Annotated in this window: 16 protein-coding genes and 2 tRNA genes; 15 read left to right on the top strand and 3 right to left on the bottom strand. The window is 47.0% G+C overall.

Features of this window, described 5'->3' with window-relative positions; genetic code table 11:
- Window positions 1-45: 45 nt before the first annotated feature.
- The 9 genes from ICV89_RS08070 (at window position 46) to nagZ (ending at window position 9,009) form a co-directional block, all read left to right on the top strand.
- The gene (locus ICV89_RS08070) at window positions 46-1,494 is read left to right on the top strand and encodes a DegQ family serine endoprotease (RefSeq protein WP_215308047.1); all 1,449 of its coding nucleotides are present in this window, start codon (window positions 46-48) and stop codon (window positions 1,492-1,494) included.
- 142 nt (window positions 1,495-1,636) lie between these two features.
- Entirely contained in the window at window positions 1,637-3,442 is a 1,806-nt protein-coding gene (lepA, locus tag ICV89_RS08065) for a translation elongation factor 4 (protein ID WP_215310378.1), read from the top strand.
- Entirely contained in the window at window positions 3,442-4,248 is an 807-nt protein-coding gene (gene lepB / locus ICV89_RS08060) for a signal peptidase I (protein WP_215308045.1), read from the top strand. The genes lepA and lepB overlap by 1 nt, the downstream gene beginning before the upstream one ends.
- A 4-nt stretch (window positions 4,249-4,252) precedes the next feature.
- Complete coding sequence (rnc, locus tag ICV89_RS08055) at window positions 4,253-5,044, top strand: ribonuclease III (protein ID WP_215308043.1); 792 nt, start codon at window positions 4,253-4,255, stop codon at window positions 5,042-5,044.
- A 44-nt stretch (window positions 5,045-5,088) separates the two neighbouring features.
- Window positions 5,089-5,982 (top strand): GTPase Era, encoded by an 894-nt coding sequence (gene era / locus ICV89_RS08050; protein WP_251370952.1) that lies wholly within the window; start codon window positions 5,089-5,091, stop codon window positions 5,980-5,982.
- Window positions 5,983-5,988: 6 nt separating this feature from the next.
- Window positions 5,989-6,723: a DNA repair protein RecO gene (gene recO / locus ICV89_RS08045; RefSeq protein WP_215308040.1), complete on the top strand. Its 735-nt coding sequence runs from the start codon at window positions 5,989-5,991 to the stop codon at window positions 6,721-6,723.
- Window positions 6,724-6,735: 12 nt separating this feature from the next.
- Window positions 6,736-7,479, top strand: a complete 744-nt coding sequence (pdxJ, locus tag ICV89_RS08040) for a pyridoxine 5'-phosphate synthase (RefSeq protein WP_215308038.1) — start codon at window positions 6,736-6,738, stop codon at window positions 7,477-7,479.
- A 15-nt stretch (window positions 7,480-7,494) separates the two neighbouring features.
- Window positions 7,495-7,887 (top strand): holo-ACP synthase, encoded by a 393-nt coding sequence (acpS, locus tag ICV89_RS08035; RefSeq protein ID WP_215308036.1) that lies wholly within the window; start codon window positions 7,495-7,497, stop codon window positions 7,885-7,887.
- A 45-nt stretch (window positions 7,888-7,932) separates the two neighbouring features.
- Window positions 7,933-9,009: a beta-N-acetylhexosaminidase gene (nagZ, locus tag ICV89_RS08030; RefSeq protein WP_215308034.1), complete on the top strand. Its 1,077-nt coding sequence runs from the start codon at window positions 7,933-7,935 to the stop codon at window positions 9,007-9,009.
- A 49-nt stretch (window positions 9,010-9,058) separates the two neighbouring features.
- On the opposite strand, the gene efp is transcribed toward nagZ, so the two are convergent.
- Together efp and earP are read right to left on the bottom strand one after the other, a co-directional pair.
- Window positions 9,059-9,619: an elongation factor P gene (efp, locus tag ICV89_RS08025; RefSeq protein ID WP_046330550.1), complete on the bottom strand. Its 561-nt coding sequence runs from the start codon at window positions 9,617-9,619 to the stop codon at window positions 9,059-9,061.
- Window positions 9,620-9,706: 87 nt separating this feature from the next.
- Window positions 9,707-10,786, bottom strand: a complete 1,080-nt coding sequence (gene earP / locus ICV89_RS08020; protein WP_215308033.1) for an elongation factor P maturation arginine rhamnosyltransferase EarP — start codon at window positions 10,784-10,786, stop codon at window positions 9,707-9,709.
- Between earP and uvrC the strand changes: the two genes are divergently transcribed.
- From uvrC to ICV89_RS07995, 5 genes are all read left to right on the top strand, one after another.
- Entirely contained in the window at window positions 10,785-12,725 is a 1,941-nt protein-coding gene (gene uvrC, locus ICV89_RS08015; protein WP_215308031.1) for an excinuclease ABC subunit UvrC, read from the top strand. The two genes, earP and uvrC, sit on opposite strands and share 2 nt — an antisense overlap.
- Before the next feature lie 36 nt (window positions 12,726-12,761).
- Window positions 12,762-13,337, top strand: coding sequence for a CDP-diacylglycerol--glycerol-3-phosphate 3-phosphatidyltransferase (gene pgsA / locus ICV89_RS08010; protein ID WP_215308029.1), 576 nt, complete (start codon window positions 12,762-12,764; stop codon window positions 13,335-13,337).
- A gap of 117 nt (window positions 13,338-13,454) precedes the next feature.
- Window positions 13,455-13,530: transfer RNA gene (locus ICV89_RS08005), tRNA-Gly, on the top strand.
- Between the two features lie 50 nt (window positions 13,531-13,580).
- Window positions 13,581-13,654 (top strand) — tRNA-Cys (locus ICV89_RS08000).
- A 30-nt stretch (window positions 13,655-13,684) separates the two neighbouring features.
- Window positions 13,685-14,146 (top strand): hypothetical protein, encoded by a 462-nt coding sequence (locus tag ICV89_RS07995; RefSeq protein WP_215308027.1) that lies wholly within the window; start codon window positions 13,685-13,687, stop codon window positions 14,144-14,146.
- Between the two features lie 95 nt (window positions 14,147-14,241).
- On the opposite strand, the gene lexA is transcribed toward ICV89_RS07995, so the two are convergent.
- Window positions 14,242-14,961, bottom strand: a complete 720-nt coding sequence (gene lexA, locus ICV89_RS07990; RefSeq protein ID WP_215308025.1) for a transcriptional repressor LexA — start codon at window positions 14,959-14,961, stop codon at window positions 14,242-14,244.
- 61 nt (window positions 14,962-15,022) lie between these two features.
- Here lexA and ICV89_RS07985 point away from each other — a divergent pair, with 61 nt between their 5' ends.
- Complete coding sequence (locus ICV89_RS07985) at window positions 15,023-16,099, top strand: asparaginase (protein WP_215308023.1); 1,077 nt, start codon at window positions 15,023-15,025, stop codon at window positions 16,097-16,099.
- The last annotated feature ends 30 nt before the right edge of the window (window positions 16,100-16,129 follow it).

The raw sequence follows: 16,129 nt of genomic DNA, 5'->3' as shown, positions 1-16,129 counted from the left end.
TTTTTTCTTCATTTATTGGTTTTTACCAAGCAGGTCTATAGCATTATGAAAAAGTATCTTATTGCGCTCTTGGCTATCTTTAGCTTGGGGCAAGTCGCGCTTATCCCCCAGGCCTGCGCCCAGAGCCCACGTGTCTCTATTCCTGACTTTGCCGACTTAGTTGAGCGAGCTAGTCCTGCGGTGGTGAATATTCGAACTACTGAAAAGGTAATGCAGCAGCAAGCTCAGGGCGGTATTCCTGGGATGCCCGAGGATCAGGCCGAATTCTTCCGTCGTTTCTTTGGTGTGCCTATTCCAGGATTGCCTGGCGGACCTAAGCAAGCACAACCAAATTCTGGCAAACCTCAAGAGGCTGATCGCGGCGTAGGCTCTGGCTTCATTATTGAATCGAATGGCTTAATTTTGACTAATGCTCACGTAGTCGAGGGCGCGAATACCATTTATGTCACCTTGACAGACAAGCGTGAGTACAAAGCTAAGTTATTGGGTATGGATAAGCGAACCGACATGGCGGTTGTCAAAATTGATGCGCGTGATTTGCCTAAGTTGCCGCTCGGTGACTCTTCTCGAGTGAGGGTGGGCGAGTGGGTATTGGCAATTGGCTCCCCATTTGGCTTAGAAAACACCGTGACTGCTGGCATCGTATCTGCCAAGAGTCGTGACACTGGGGATTACTTGCCTTTCATTCAAACTGACGTAGCTGTTAATCCTGGTAACTCCGGCGGCCCTTTATTGAATACCGCTGGCCAAGTGATTGGTATTAATTCGCAAATCTTTAGTCGCTCTGGCGGATATATGGGCATCTCTTTTGCCATTCCAATAGATGAGGCGATGCGCGTTGCAGAGCAACTGCGCACCAATGGAAAGATGACTCGTGGTCGCATCGGTGTTGCTCTGGGGGAGATGACCAAGGAGATTGCAGAGAGTTTGGGACTGGGTAAACCGCGTGGAGCCTATGTTCGCAATGTGGAGCCAGGTGGCCCAGCAGCAGCGGGTGGCATTGAGTCTGGTGATGTGATTTTGAGCTTTAATGGTCGTGATATTGGTAAGTCTACTGATTTGCCAAGAGCCGTTGGGGAAACAAAGCCAGGAACTAGCGCCAACGTACAGGTTTGGCGTAAAGGCTCCACTAAGGATTTGATGGTTTCTGTAGTGGATACCGAAGCAGGTCAAGCTGCCGTGAAAAAGTCTGAAAACTCAGGTTCATCTAGCAGTAATGCCAATTCTCTTGGGGTGGCAGTTTCTGAGCCCTCCGATAGCAAGAAAAAGGAACTCAATATCCGCGGAGGTGTCGAGGTTACTGGTTTAGGGGATGGGCCCTTAGCGCGCTCAGGAGTGCGTCCCGGGGATGTCCTCATTCGAATTGCCGATACCGATATCACTGGGGTAAAGCAGTTTGAGGGTCTTGTGAAGGGTTTGGATCCCAATAAGTCGGTTCCCGTTTTTGTTCGTCGGGCTGATAGCACCTTGATTATTCCAGTAAGGCCAAAATAAGCCAAAACCTTGTTTTTGGATGAAATAAGGGGGTTTGGCGCTAATTTGGCGCCACCCATTACAATCACTTTAAGACGACTTTTTGCAGCGCATCATCGTGGTGCGTTCTGACAAGGCGTTTTTTGAAGACTACAAAGACGCTATGGATTTAATCCGCAATTTTTCTATCATCGCCCATATCGATCATGGCAAATCGACGCTTGCTGATCGCATCATTCAGCTATGTGGTGGTCTCTCTGATCGTGAAATGGAAGCCCAGGTTCTGGATTCGATGGATATCGAGCGTGAGCGTGGGATTACTATTAAAGCGCAGACAGCCGCACTGACTTATAAGTCCAAAGACGGCAAAACCTACAACATCAATTTGATTGATACCCCAGGGCACGTCGACTTCTCCTATGAGGTTAGTCGCTCCTTGTCAGCATGCGAAGGTGCATTACTAGTGGTTGATGCCAGTCAAGGCGTTGAAGCTCAAACAGTTGCTAACTGCTATATGGCGCTGGAGTTGGGCGTAGAAGTTGTGCCCGTCCTCAATAAGATTGATTTGCCACAGGCTGATCCTGAGCGCGCTAAACAAGAGATTGAAGATGTGATTGGCATTGATGCATCGGAAGCGGTGACTTGTTCAGCTAAAACTGGATTAGGTGTGCAGGATGTCATTGAAGAAATGATCGCTCGTGTGCCTCCACCAAAAGGCAATGCCGCAGATCCCTTACAAGCTTTGATCATTGATTCTTGGTTTGATAACTATGTTGGTGTGGTGATGTTAGTGCGTGTTGTGAATGGCACTCTCAAGCCAAAAGAAAAAATTACCTTAATGTCCAATGGTTCAAGTCATTTAGTTGAGCATGTTGGTGTATTTAGTCCGAAGTCTGTAGATCGTCCAGAGCTGTCTGCTGGTCAGGTGGGCTTTGTAATTGCTGGCATCAAAGAGTTAAAAGCTGCTAAGGTGGGTGATACAGTCACGCATACCCCAGGACAGCAAGGCCGCACTCCTGCAACAGCACCACTTCCAGGTTTTAAAGAAGTTAAGCCTCAGGTCTTTGCTGGACTATACCCAGTAGAGTCGAGTGAATACGATCAACTGCGTGAGTCCTTAGAGAAGTTGCAGTTAAATGACGCCTCACTCTTGTATGAGCCCGAGGTGTCACAAGCGCTTGGTTTTGGCTTCCGTTGCGGCTTCTTGGGTTTACTCCACATGGAGATCGTGCAAGAGCGCTTAGAGCGCCAGTACGGCATGAATCTCATCACAACCGCACCAACGGTGGTGTATCAGGTAGAACAATCTGATGGAAGCATCTTATCTGTCGATAACCCATCAAAGATGCCTGAGGCTAGCAAGATCAATACGATTCTTGAGCCGATCGTCACAGTCAATCTGTATATGCCGCAAGAGTACGTGGGCGCGATTATTACGCTGTGCGTTGGTAAGCGCGGTATACAGATGGATATGAATTACCTTGGTCGCCAAGTAAAGCTCACATATGAGCTACCCATGGCCGAGATTGTTTTGGATTTCTTCGACAAAATGAAATCGATCTCACGTGGCTATGCATCTATGGATTACGAGTTTAAAGAATATCGTCCGGCTGATGTGGTTAAGGTTGACATCCTCATTAATAGTGAGCGAGTGGATGCCCTATCGGTGATTGTTCACCGTAGCAACAGTCAACATCGTGGTCGTGAGGTGGTTGCCAAGATGCGCGGCATTATTCCGCGTCAAATGTTTGACGTGGCTATTCAGGCGGCAATTGGTAGCAACATCGTTGCCCGTGAAAACGTCAAGGCGCTACGCAAGAACGTATTGGCTAAGTGTTACGGCGGTGATATCTCTCGTAAGCGTAAATTATTAGAGAAACAAAAAGAAGGTAAGAAGCGCATGAAGCAGGTGGGTAATGTGGAGATTCCACAGGAAGCCTTCTTAGCCATTTTGCAGGTAGACGATTAATGAACTTTGCCCTCATCCTTTTTATCTTAGTAGTAGTCTCTGGCATTGCTTGGATTGCTGACCGCTATTACTTTGCCCCGCAAAGACGTAAAGCAGGCATCGATCGCATGCCATTGTGGTTGGAATACACGGCTGGCTTCTTCCCAGTAATTTGTGCGGTCTTTGTATTGCGCTCATTTATTGTGGAACCCTTCAAAATTCCTTCGGGCTCGATGATTCCAACCCTCCAGATTGGTGACTTTATCCTCGTGAATAAATTTACTTACGGCATTCGTCTGCCGGTGATTAACCAGAAGGTCGTTGATCTAGGTTCTCCAAAACGAGGCGATGTCGTGGTATTTCGCTACCCCCGCGATGAATCAATTGATTACATCAAGCGTGTTGTGGCTTTGCCAGGCGACACCATTACTTATCAAGACAAACGTTTAACAGTAAATGGTCAGCCATTGCAATATAGTGGCGGCGAGGCTTATCTAGATCCAGAAAATATGCGTTACGCCAAGCGATTTGCAGAATCTTTTCCTGCAGACTTAGGCGGTAATCGGCATGAGATTTTGAATGACCCTGATCGCCCTGCCGGCATGTTCCCTGCAGAGCGTTTTCCTGGGTTTGAAAACTGCCAGTACATTAATGCCGGCCTGACTTGTAAGGTGCCTACGGGGCATTATTTTGCTATGGGTGATAACCGCGATAACAGTGCTGATTCTCGTTATTGGGGATTTGTACCAGATCAGAATATTGTTGGTAGAGCATTCTTTGTTTGGTTGAACCTCGGAAATCTGGGCCGTATTGGCGGCTTCGAATAAGATCATGAATGCCCGCGCCGTCATCGAAACTGCTCCGCTGCAAGCGCAACTAGGCTACACCTTTAAAAAATTAGAGCTGCTTAATCAAGCTCTAACGCACCGTAGTCACAGCAAGAAAAATAATGAGCGCCTTGAGTTCTTGGGTGACTCGATCCTCAATTGCGTTGTCGCTGAAATGCTCTATGAGCGTTATTCTGATCTAGATGAAGGCGATCTTTCTCGTGTACGTGCTAACTTGGTGAAGCAACAAGCGCTCTATGAGATTGCTCAAACATTATCGCTATCAGACTACCTGCGCTTGGGTGAAGGGGAATTAAAGAGCGGTGGTTTTCGTCGCCCATCTATTCTGGCTGATACGCTTGAGGCAGTCACAGGTGCAATATTTTTAGATGGTGGGTTTGATGCTGCTAAGGCCTGTTTGCGTAAACTCTACTCAATCATCCTAGTCAACGTTGATCCTAAAACTCTCGGTAAAGACGATAAAACTTTATTGCAGGAGTGTTTGCAAAGCTATCAGTTACCACTGCCTACCTATAACGTCACTGGTACTAGTGGCGCAGCCCACAATCAGCAGTTTGAAGTGGAATGTTTAATACCAAACCTCAAGGTTGCCGTGAAGGGTGAGGGTGCCTCTCGACGCGCGGCAGAGCAAGCGGCAGCAAAACTAGCGCTCATCTCAGCGCTGAAGGCCTTGCCGCAGGCGCTGGGTAAGCCCAAAAAGACTCGGTCGGCCAAAAAGAAAGCAGCAAAAAAAGTGGCAACTGAAGAGCAGTTAAATCTTAAGCTGAAGGGCTAATCGTGTTTAGATGCGGCACCATTGCCATTGTTGGCCGCCCCAATATGGGCAAATCGACCCTCTTAAATGCCTTAGTTGGGCAGAAGATCAGTATTACCTCGCGTAAGGCGCAAACCACGCGTCATCGTATTTTAGGTATTCAGAATCGTGAAGAAGCGCAATTCATTTTTATTGATACACCAGGATTTCAGACGCGTTTGATGAATACCCTCAATAAGGCATTGAATCGTACGGTCACTACCGCCTTACAAGATGTGAATGTGGCTTGCTTTGTAGTAGAGGCCGGTTATTTTGGTGAGGATGACAAGAAGGTTTTGAAATTGCTGCCAGATGACTTACCCGTTGTCTTGGTTTTAAATAAATTAGATCTCTTTAATAGTCGCTTTCAGACTCCGTCTGAGCGAGATCAGGCCTTACTCAATTTCATGAAAGAAATGAGCCAGCCTTGGTGTGAATTGGGTGGCCATGAAGATCAGAAGTGCGAGTTCGCTGAAATCGTACCGATGAGCGCCAAGAGCCCTGGCGATATTGAAAGATTATTAGACGTGCTTAAGGGTTATTTACCTGAAGCGCCGGCAGTCTACGATGGCGATACCATTACTGATCGCAGTGAGCGCTTCTTGGCCGCTGAGATTTTGCGCGAGAAGGTTTTCCGCTTTACTGGTGAGGAGTTGCCTTACACCAGCACAGTCGTCATTGATCAATTCAAGATGGATGGCAAGATGCGCCGAATTGCAGCAACGATTTTGGTTGATCGCGATAGCCATAAAGCGATGATTATTGGCGCTAAGGGTGAACGACTGAAGAAAATCTCAACTGATGCACGCATTGACATGGAAAAACTTTTTGATGGCAAAGTCTTTTTGGAGACTTGGGTTAAGGTCAAGCGCGGCTGGGCAGATGATCGTGCTGAATTACGAGCGCAGGGACTAGAGTAATTATTCATGGCCTCCATTCGTGTTGCTGACGAACCCGCTTTTGTATTGCACAGCATTCCTTATAAGGAAACCAGCTTAATTCTGGATGTGTTTACACGGCAATATGGCCGCATGGCGCTGATTGCTAAAGGCGCTAAGCGTCCACATTCGGTATTACGTCCAGTCTTACAACGTTTTCAACCGCTATTGGTTTCTTGGAGCGGCAAGTCTGAGCTCCGTACTTTAACGAAATCAGAGTGGGTTGGTGGAACACCCTCTTTAGTGGGCGATGCATTGCTCTGCGGCTTCTATCTCAATGAGTTGTTAGTCAAGTTTTTGGCGCGTGAAGACGACTATGAAAAACTCTACGACCATTACACCGATACAATCTCAGCCCTATCTAATCTCGAATTAGAATCTAAGGGCTTAGAGGAGATTCTGCGTCCTTTTGAATTAACACTCTTGCAAGAAACGGGTTATGCGGCAGCACTCGATCGCTGTGTTGAAACCAATAGTGCCCCCATCTCAAATGAGCAGTACGTCTATCAGCCAGAACGTGGTGTCAGGCCTGCTCAAGGAGACGACCCAGGTCACTGGCCTGTCTTGAGCGGTAAATCCCTGCTAGCTATCGCAGCGGGAGACTTTTCTGATTCAGAAACGCTTTCTGAGAGTAAGCAGTTAATGCGCTTTTTATTGGGCTTACATCTCCAAGATCAAGTGCTGACCACTCGTCAGATTTTGATTGATCTAAAGAAAATCTAGTAACCTACCAGTATGAGTAATCCCAATACCCTTGAGTTAGGCATTAATATCGATCACGTCGCTACTCTACGTAATGCACGTGGCACGGTCTACCCTGACCCATTAAAGGCTGCTCGCTTGGCCGAAGAGGCTGGCGCTGATTTAATTACCTTGCATTTACGCGAAGATCGTCGCCATATTAAAGATACAGATTTAATGGCACTTCGTCCTTTGATTCAGACGCGTATGAACCTAGAGTGCGCCGTTACTCCCGAGATGATTAATATCGCCTGTCAGGTTCAGCCACAGGATGTTTGTCTTGTTCCTGAAAAGCGTGAGGAGGTCACTACTGAAGGCGGCTTAGATGTCATAGGTCACTTTGAGGTGGTGAAGGCGGCAACTACACAATTAAAAGCTGCCGGCATACGGGTTTCACTTTTCATTGATCCTGAAGAGCGGCAAATCCAGGCGGCTAAAGATGTAGGTGCTACAGTAGTCGAATTGCATACTGGTCGTTACGCAGATCTGGCTGGTGATCAACAGAAGCAAGAGCTCGAGCGCATCAGAAATGCAGCCCAGTTTGGAAAAAGCATTGGTATGCGAGTCAATGCAGGTCATGGTTTGCACGAGGGCAATGTAATTCCAGTTGCTGCTATTGCCGAGCTCTCTGAGCTCAATATTGGACACGCCATTGTTGCTGAAGCACTCTTTAAGGGTTGGCAAAAAGCAATTACGGACATGAAAGCTCTGATGGCTCAGGGTAGGACTAAAGCTTAAAAGATTCAATATCAAATGATCATTGGCATCGGGACAGACATCTTGCAAATCGAGCGGCTTCAAGCTACTTACGATCGCACCAATGGTCGTCTGGCTGAAAAGATCCTGGGGCCAGATGAGATGTTGGTATTTAAACATCGCTTAGCCAGAAATCACAAACGGGGCATTGCTTTCTTGGCAACGCGCTTTGCTGCAAAAGAGGCATTCTCCAAAGCAATCGGCTTAGGCATGAGAATGCCAATGACTTGGAGATCGCTCCAAACGCTAAATGAGCCTAGCGGGAAACCAGTGACATCGTATTTGGGTGCACTTGCGCAATTTATGCAGGATAAAAACTGGGAAGCTCAGGTCACTGTTAGTGATGAGCAAGACATGGCAATAGCCCACGTCATCGTAGTTCAAAAATAAAACAACTCTCAAGAGCATATCAAACTAAAAAATTTCGAGGAATACATGAGCAAGTCGACTATGAAACCAGGCCCTGTTACTTTAGATGTTGCTGGTCTCGAGTTAAACGCGGAGGATCGTCGTCGGATCTTGCACCCACTTACTGGTGGTGTGATTTTATTTGGTAGAAATTTTGTAAATCGCAAGCAAATCACAAAGCTGACTTCGGAAATTAAAAAAATCCGTTCCGATGTGTTGATCTCGATTGATCATGAGGGTGGACGAGTGCAGCGCTGTAGAACGGATGGCTTCACCCATTTGCCTACTATGCGCAAGCTTGGCGAGCTATGGGGTGCTAAAAATAAATCGATCCATAGCGCTCAATCTGCTGCCATCGCTATGGCAGCTGCAACTGCCTGTGGATATATCTTAGCTGCCGAATTAAGAGCTTGTGGCGTGGATTTTAGCTTTACTCCTGTCCTAGATTTAGACTTTGGTCGTAGCGGTGTAATTGGTGATCGTGCATTTAGTCGTGATCCACAAATCACCTTTGCATTGGCTAAGAGTTTGAACGAAGGCTTACGACTGGCGGGTATGGCGAATTGCGGCAAGCATTTTCCGGGTCATGGCTGGGCAGAGGCAGATTCGCATGTGGCCATTCCAGTTGATGAGCGTTCACTACAAAAGATTTTAGATGACGATGCTAAGCCTTACGAGTGGTTAGATTTGAGTTTGACTGCAGTAATGCCAGCTCACGTGATTTATCCACAAGTAGATAAAAATCCAGCGGGATTTTCTAAGATTTGGCTGCATTCCATCTTGCGTCAAGAGTTGGGATTTGAAGGTGTGATCTTTAGCGATGACCTTTCAATGGAAGGCGCCAGTGTGGCTGGTTCTGTAGTTAAAGGCGCTGATATGGCGCTTGAGGCAGGATGCGATGCAGTATTAATTTGCAATCGCCCTGATCTCGCAGATCAATTGCTGAGTCAGCTAAAAGTTTCCAAAACAAAACAGGCTGAATCTGCAACTCGATTAAATCGCTTGATGCCAACCGCTGAAGCTCCTACTTGGGATGAATTACAAGGCGAAGCGCAATACCAGCATGCGAAAGGCTTGCTCAAGCAATTGAAGCTTATTGCCTAGGCAATAAAAAAGCCCGGCGTACCGGGCTATTGCATATCGAGTGATCTAATTAGTTAGCGCGGCTACGATATTCACCTGTGCGAGTATCGATCTCGATTTTGTCGCCGGTGTTGCAAAACAATGGCACTTGCAATTCATAGCCGGTAGCTAATTTTGCAGTCTTCAAGACTTTGCCTGAGCTGGTATCGCCTTTAACTGCTGGCTCTGTGTAAATGATTTCACGAACCAACGAGTTTGGCATTGCTACAGAGAGTGCTTTACCTTCGTAGAACACGACTTCGCAAGGCATACTTTCTTCTAGGTAATGCAATGCATCGCCCATGAATTCAGCTTCCACTTCATATTGGTTGTACTCGGTATCCATAAATACATACATTGGATCTGCGAAGTAAGAATAGGTGCAATCTTTTTTATCCAAGATCACCACATCAAACTTGTCATCTGCTTTAAATACGCCTTCATTAGGCGCGCCAGTTAACAAGTTCTTGAATTTCATTTTCACAACAGAGGAGTTACGGCCAGAGCGGCTGTATTCTGCTTTTAAAACGACCATGGCATCAGTGCCGATCATGACTACGTTACCAACGCGGAGTTCTTGTGCTGTTTTCATCTTGCTATTCCTGGGTGCAGAGCTGTTTTTCTGCGGTTTTTATCAAAAACAAGATTGTAACCGCCCGCAGGTATATTTAGCCCAAGATCAGGCTATAAAGCTCATTAGACGGACAGCTAGGCCACCATCGGCTTGTTTTTCTAATAAATTTGCTCGCCAAGCCTTGGAATGGGTATTCCAGTCATCCATGGATTGGTGCCACTTGCTAGGCATTGCCCAAGTCATTGCGGCAATGACGGCATGTTTAAGTTCTTGAGATGCATCTTCAAGATAGAGATCTAAAAATGCAGCCAACTTGGTTTCGTGCGCGTGATCTTCTTGTGGGTAAATATGCCAGATGAAGGGTTTCCCAGCCAACTGCGCTCGGACAAAAGAATCCTCGCCCCGAACAATATTGAAGTCGCATTGAGAGAGAGCCCAATCATATTCATCTTGAGAGACAAAAGGAATTGAGATGAGTTGAATCGAGTTGGGCAGGACAAGTGCCTTAGTTGGATGACCAGAACTGAACTGCAATTGCTCAAGCTGACCATGCGTCAGGACGATGTCAAAGTTCTCATCTAATGTTGCTAGATCCTCCAGCCATTTCAGGAGTGGTACGCCTGGGTAGCAAAAGACGCTGATACGTTTTGCATTAGCTCGCAAGAGTCTCCAGCTTGCACTGAGGCTCTCGGGAACCCATTGTTCTGTCAGTGATGACTCTTGAGGAATTGGATCCATCAAAATTCCACCTGCATTAGTCTGGAATCCAGGAAAGAAAAAATATTTCGGAATACCGTGTGCCTGCGGGGATGCTTTCTGATGAAAGTCCACAATCCAGGGCTCGGCAGTTAAATACTCCAGATTAATGATGATAGGTTTTTTGGGTGCAATCAGTAGGCCCGCAAGGTAACGCTCTGGTAGATCACACCCAAATGCCTCAATCACCACATCCGGTGCCTCAACTGGATGACGGCTATTGTTATGACTTGCTTCCCAGGGCTGGATATCGATACGACGCTTGATTTCTGGGTCAACCCCAGAAGCGAGTAAATTAAGGGTTGGGAGATCGTCACAGAAAATGCGCACGTCTTGGCCATGAAGACTTGTTAAGCTTCTTGCTAGGCGCCAGCAAACACCGGCATCACCATAGTTGTCTACGATTTGACAGAAAATATCCCAACGCATGAGTAATTCGCTTTTTGAAACCCTTCAGCAGGATGTTAAACGGCTACCCGGATTGCCGGGGGTGTATCGCTTCTTTGATGAGGCGGGATATATTTTGTATGTCGGAAAAGCGCGCAACCTCAAAAAGCGGGTATCTAGTTACTTCCAGCGAACTCAGCTTTCACCACGGATAGAGCTGATGGTGGGAAAAATCGCCCGCTACGAAACTACAGTAACACGCTCGGAAACCGAAGCCTTAATTCTAGAGAACAATTTGATTAAGGAGTTAGCTCCTCCATTCAATATTCTCTTCCGAGATGATAAGTCCTATCCCTATGTAATGTTGACGGGGCACCAGTTTCCACGTCTGGCCTCCTATCGAGGAAAAACAGATAAGCGTAATCACTACTTTGGACCGTTTCCTAATTCATGGGCAGTACGTAATAGCGTGCAGATTTTGCAGAAAGTCTTTCGCCTGAGAACTTGCGAAGACTCGGTATTCAAAAATCGTAGTCGTCCTTGTTTATTGCATCAAATTCATCGCTGTAGCGCACCTTGTGTTGGTCGTCTGAACGCAGATCAATATGGGCAGGACGTAGCACAGGCAACACGTTTTTTAGAGGGCGATCATAGTCGCGTGCTCTCTGAGCTTGAAAAAAAGATGCATGCCTATAGCGATGCTATGGAATTTGAAATGGCTGCGGTACTAAGAGATCGAATTGCAGACCTCTCTAGTGTCTTGCAGCAGCAGTCCATGGATACCGTTGCTGATGGTGAAGGTGATGTCGACGTCATCGCTGTCGCTCAAATGGAGGGTGTGGTTTGCGTCAATTTGGCAATGATTCGGGGTGGACGCCATTTAGGTGATCGAGCATATTTCCCTAAGGGTTTGCGTTCAAGCTCTGGAGAGTTGCCACCCCCCGCAGAAATTTTAGAAGCCTTTATTGCGCAACATTACCTAGAGGAGAAGTCAGGTGATGGTGAGGCGACTACCAATTTAATTCCACCCGTATTGATTCTGAATCACCCTTTAAGAAGGCTGGTTGATGATATTGCGGCGCCAGAAGAAGCTGCTGAAGATAGTCCTGAGCAATCAGCCCCTGAGGGTTTGCATGATTTGCTCAATGCGCAAGCTGGTAAGCGCGTTACTTTCCTGCATCAGCCACAAGGTCAGAGACGGCATTGGTTGGCGATGGCAGAGGGCAACGCCAAGATTGCAATTGCAAAGCGTTTGGTCGAGACTGGTGGACAGCTAGCAAGAGCGCGAGCGCTGGCTGATGTTTTGGCTTTGGAGTTGGAAAGTCTTGAGCAGTTGCGTATTGAGTGTTTTGACATTAGCCATACTTCTGGTGAGGCCACGCAAGCTTCTTGTGTGGTGTATTCAAAAAATGCGATGCAGCCTAGTGAATATCGACGATTTAATATTAATGACATTACACCAGGCGATGACTATGCTGCCATGCGTCAGGTCTTAGAGCGTCGTTATACAAACTTCCAAGAGCTTCCTGTTGAGAGGATGCCGCAAGTGATTTTGATTGACGGTGGCAAAGGTCAGGTTGAGATGGCAAGACAAGTTCTTTCTGAATTTGGCATGGATATCAGTTTGATTGTTGGTGTTGCTAAAGGGGAGGGGCGTAAGGTAGGTCTTGAGACGCTTATTTTTGCGGACGGACGGAAATCCCTCGAACTAGGCATTGACAGCGCAGCTTTGTTATTGGTGGCGCAAATCCGGGATGAGGCACATCGCTTTGCCATCACTGGCATGCGTGCAAAGCGGGCAAAAGCCAGAACAGTTTCTCAGTTAGAAGAGATTGAGGGTATCGGAGCGAAACGTCGTCAAAAATTACTCGCCCGTTTTGGGGGTTTGCGTGGCGTTTCTAATGCCACTATCGAAGAACTCTCCAGCGTGGAAGGGATATCAACTGCATTGGCAGAGCAAATCTATAGGCAACTCCATTGATTGCCCAGTTCACTCGCATTAGTTTATGCTTGAGCTATGCCTTTTAATTTACCCATTGCCTTGACCTGGTTGCGCGTTGCTGCAATTCCGCTTGTCGTCGCAGTGTTCTATTTGCCTGATAGCTGGCTTACTCCCTTTGATAAGAATCTCACAGCTACAGTCATTTTTATTTTTGCTGCAGTGACTGATTGGTTGGATGGGTTCTTGGCTCGCAAAATGAAGCAAGAGTCTGCATTTGGTCAATTCTTAGATCCTGTAGCAGACAAGTTAATTGTTGCTGCTGCATTATTGGTTCTCCTTAATATGGACCGTGTGCAGGTTTGGGTTGCCCTCATCATTATTGGACGTGAAATTACCATCTCCGCCTTGAGGGAGTGGATGGCACTCTTAGGCGCTGGGAAAAGTGTTGCTGTGCATATGGTCGGCAAGCTGAAGACCACGGCCCAACTTGTAGCAATCCCATTTTTATTGTTGAACGACACCATTTTTGGTTGGCTCAATTGCGCACAAGTTGGTACTTGGTTAATCTGGATTGCATCTTTTTTGACACTTTGGTCAATGTTTTATTACATGAAAAAGGCTTTGCCTCAGCTAGTTGAAAAAGCCGACTAATGTCCACAAACCCATGGCTGATAAGGGCTTGGTATAAACATCAGATCGGCTGATGGGTAGTCTTCTTCACGAATAATGCGCGCTCTCAAATTGTTTGCTAAACTGTTGCCCTGTTATGCGGGAATAGCTCAGCTGGTAGAGCGATACCTTGCCAAGGTATAGGTCGGGAGTTCGAACCTCCTTTCCCGCTCCAAGTTCGATGGGAAGCCCTAAAAAAGCTTCCCATTTTTGATTCAAGCATATGGCGCGTTGGCCGAGTGGTTAGGCAGGAGCCTGCAAAGCTTCGTACGGGGGTTCGATTCCCTCACGCGCCTCCAGTAATGTAGATTGATTACCAGGGCAAGAACATGATCCAACTTAAACGATTCCATCAATTTTCAATAGCCTTAGCGCTATCTATCTTGCTAGCAGCATGTGCATCTTCTGGCGACTCTCCAACAGGTACGCCAAGTGAAGTCCAAGAAATTCAATCGCAACTTTTAGGTGATATGCCATTGCCTGCGGCATCAAAAATTATTGGCTCTGATTCACTGATTATTGGTCGCGGCGATAACTGGGTAGGGCGCGTTGTTTTATCTGGTGTGCAAACGCCAACGGATATTTATGCATTCTTCCAAGCTGAATATCCAAGGGCTGGTTGGACCACTGTGAGTGCCGTGAAATCAAAAACCAGTATTTTGGTTTTCACTAAAGGTGATCGTACCTCAACCGTAGAATTAAATGAGGGTCCATTCACTGGTCCAAAGACAATCATTACTATTACCGCATCCCCGAAGAATGCAAATATAGTTGCGCCTAGTAAAAAATAAATCATAGAAAAAGATAGAGTGGCAAGAGTACTTTAGCCCCACTCTGCAATTGAAAAAGGCCTCGTATAGAGGCCTTTTGTTTCAGCAGTCTTGGGCTAGAGTCCGCCAGCTCTGATCAAGCCAACGGCTTGACCTTCAACAGCAAAGTTTGGTTGACGTCTGTCTACCAAGATATTTTTGAAGTCTGGATTCTCAGCTTGTAATTCAATCACCATACCATCCGCAGTTTTCTTTTGGTTCCAACGTTTTACTGTGACTTCATCATCTAAGCGCGCAACCACGATATCGCCGTTACGAACTTCGGAAGTTTTTCGTACTGCAAGATAGTCACCATCCAGAATGCCAGCATCGCGCATACTCATGCCAACCACCTTCAGTAAGTAATCGGCGCCTTTGCTGAACAAACTTGGATCAATTGGCACTTGTTTTTCAATGTGTTCAACAGCCATGATCGGTGAGCCTGCAGCAACACGACCAATGAGTGGCAGTGTGAGTTGCTGAAGCGCGCCAGAAGGTAATGACATCTGACGATATTTATTGGGATTGTGTGTCTGATTAAATCGTTGTGGAATACGAATGCCGCGGGACGTTCCCGGTGTCAGTTCGATATACCCTTTTTTTGCTAATGCGCGTAAGTGCTCTTCAGCAGCGTTGGCAGAAGCAAAGCCCAGTTGCGTTGCAATTTCAGCGCGAGTAGGGGGAGAGCCGCTTTCATCGATGGCCTTGGTAATCAATTCCAAAATCTCACTTTGACGTGAGGTGAGTTTAGGGAGGGCAGTCAGCTCCTCTGGAAAATCGACTGTATTTATGTCCATACTGGGATTGTATACAGCACTTTTTGAATATTCAAGTAATTTGGAGGCGGATAATGAAGGGATGAGCTCAAAATCCAGTATTTCTGAAAATACACCCCATCTTCTAGTTTTAGGTATGGGTGGCACCATTGCAGGTCTCGCCCCCAATCCAAAAGAAAGCCCCCTTCAATACGAAGCTGGCCAAGTCGGGGTTGACGCTTTAGTCGCGCAGGTCCAGTCAGTAGTGCCTGAGGGGGTTAAGCTGGTTTCTCGTCAGATGGCGAATGTCAATAGTCGCAATCTGACTGATGCGCACCTTACTAGCCTTGGGCTTGCTGTAAGAGAGGCCTTGCTAGACGCTGCTGTAAAGGGGGTTGTGATTACCCACGGCACCGATACGATTGAGGAAACGGGCTTATTTTTGCAGGCAAGCTGTGGAAAGTTAGCGCAGACTCAGTCTAAGAGGGTTATTTTGACTGGGGCCATGCTGCCGAGTAATGCACCTGGAGCTGATGGACCCTCTAATCTATTGGATGCCATGCGCTGGGCTTCCACGCCCATTGATAACTGTCCTGGTGGCATTTATGCGGTGATGGACGGGCGCGGGTGTATGGCAATGGATCTAGCTAAGCGCCACGCTACGGCTTTGAATGCGCCATTACAAAACGCCCCATCCAGTTCGGTAGGCTTAATTAACCCCTCGTGGTTATCTGGTGTGAAGGCCGTGCAGGCAGCTTGGAGTGAAGATTTACCTATTCCCGGGGAGGGTGAGTGGCCTTGGGTCGAGATTCTGACTAGTCATGCGGGTGCTCGCCCTGAAACCATTACACATTGGCTTAGTAGCGCCGTCCAGGGCTTTGTTCTTGCAGGTTCGGGGCATGGTGGTTTTCATGATGACTGGGCCAAACCTTTAGATCAGGCGATGGTTCAGGGTATTGCTTTGGTGAGAACTACTAGAACTGGCGCTGGCGCTACTTTGCCAAATATTCCTGAGTTAGACCCCCTTGGATGCCGAGCTTCAGGCACCTTAACCGCCCCTAGGGCCAGAATTGCACTTCAATTAGCTCTAAATGCGGCAAAACAGGCAAATAAAGCCGGTAAGCCCCTGACTTGGCAGGATTTTTTTGCTAGAATAGCGGACTTACCTGAAATTCGGTGAGGACTTAAAAGCTGTAAATATGTGTAGTTA

It is taken from the genome of Polynucleobacter sp. Adler-ghost (assembly GCF_018688495.1).
Lineage (GTDB): Bacteria > Pseudomonadota > Gammaproteobacteria > Burkholderiales > Burkholderiaceae > Polynucleobacter.
This window is presented reverse-complemented; position numbering and strand designations above follow the sequence as displayed.

What these genes read in the sequence shown, in the direction of transcription:
- ICV89_RS07995 (WP_215308027.1), top strand. Translation starts at nt 13,685, where the DNA reads ATGATCCAACTTAAACGATTCCATCAATTTTCAATAGCCTTAGCGCTA.
- acpS (WP_215308036.1), top strand. Translation starts at nt 7,495, where the DNA reads ATGATCATTGGCATCGGGACAGACATCTTGCAAATCGAGCGGCTTCAA.
- lepA (WP_215310378.1), top strand. Translation starts at nt 1,637, where the DNA reads ATGGATTTAATCCGCAATTTTTCTATCATCGCCCATATCGATCATGGC.
- pgsA (WP_215308029.1), top strand. Translation starts at nt 12,762, where the DNA reads ATGCCTTTTAATTTACCCATTGCCTTGACCTGGTTGCGCGTTGCTGCA.
- earP (WP_215308033.1), bottom strand. Translation starts at nt 10,786, where the DNA reads ATGCGTTGGGATATTTTCTGTCAAATCGTAGACAACTATGGTGATGCC.
- pdxJ (WP_215308038.1), top strand. Translation starts at nt 6,736, where the DNA reads ATGAGTAATCCCAATACCCTTGAGTTAGGCATTAATATCGATCACGTC.
- efp (WP_046330550.1), bottom strand. Translation starts at nt 9,619, where the DNA reads ATGAAAACAGCACAAGAACTCCGCGTTGGTAACGTAGTCATGATCGGC.
- nagZ (WP_215308034.1), top strand. Translation starts at nt 7,933, where the DNA reads ATGAGCAAGTCGACTATGAAACCAGGCCCTGTTACTTTAGATGTTGCT.
- lexA (WP_215308025.1), bottom strand. Translation starts at nt 14,961, where the DNA reads ATGGACATAAATACAGTCGATTTTCCAGAGGAGCTGACTGCCCTCCCT.
- rnc (WP_215308043.1), top strand. Translation starts at nt 4,253, where the DNA reads ATGAATGCCCGCGCCGTCATCGAAACTGCTCCGCTGCAAGCGCAACTA.
- recO (WP_215308040.1), top strand. Translation starts at nt 5,989, where the DNA reads ATGGCCTCCATTCGTGTTGCTGACGAACCCGCTTTTGTATTGCACAGC.
- ICV89_RS08070 (WP_215308047.1), top strand. Translation starts at nt 46, where the DNA reads ATGAAAAAGTATCTTATTGCGCTCTTGGCTATCTTTAGCTTGGGGCAA.
- lepB (WP_215308045.1), top strand. Translation starts at nt 3,442, where the DNA reads ATGAACTTTGCCCTCATCCTTTTTATCTTAGTAGTAGTCTCTGGCATT.
- era (WP_251370952.1), top strand. Translation starts at nt 5,089, where the DNA reads ATGGGCAAATCGACCCTCTTAAATGCCTTAGTTGGGCAGAAGATCAGT.
- ICV89_RS07985 (WP_215308023.1), top strand. Translation starts at nt 15,023, where the DNA reads ATGAGCTCAAAATCCAGTATTTCTGAAAATACACCCCATCTTCTAGTT.
- uvrC (WP_215308031.1), top strand. Translation starts at nt 10,785, where the DNA reads ATGAGTAATTCGCTTTTTGAAACCCTTCAGCAGGATGTTAAACGGCTA.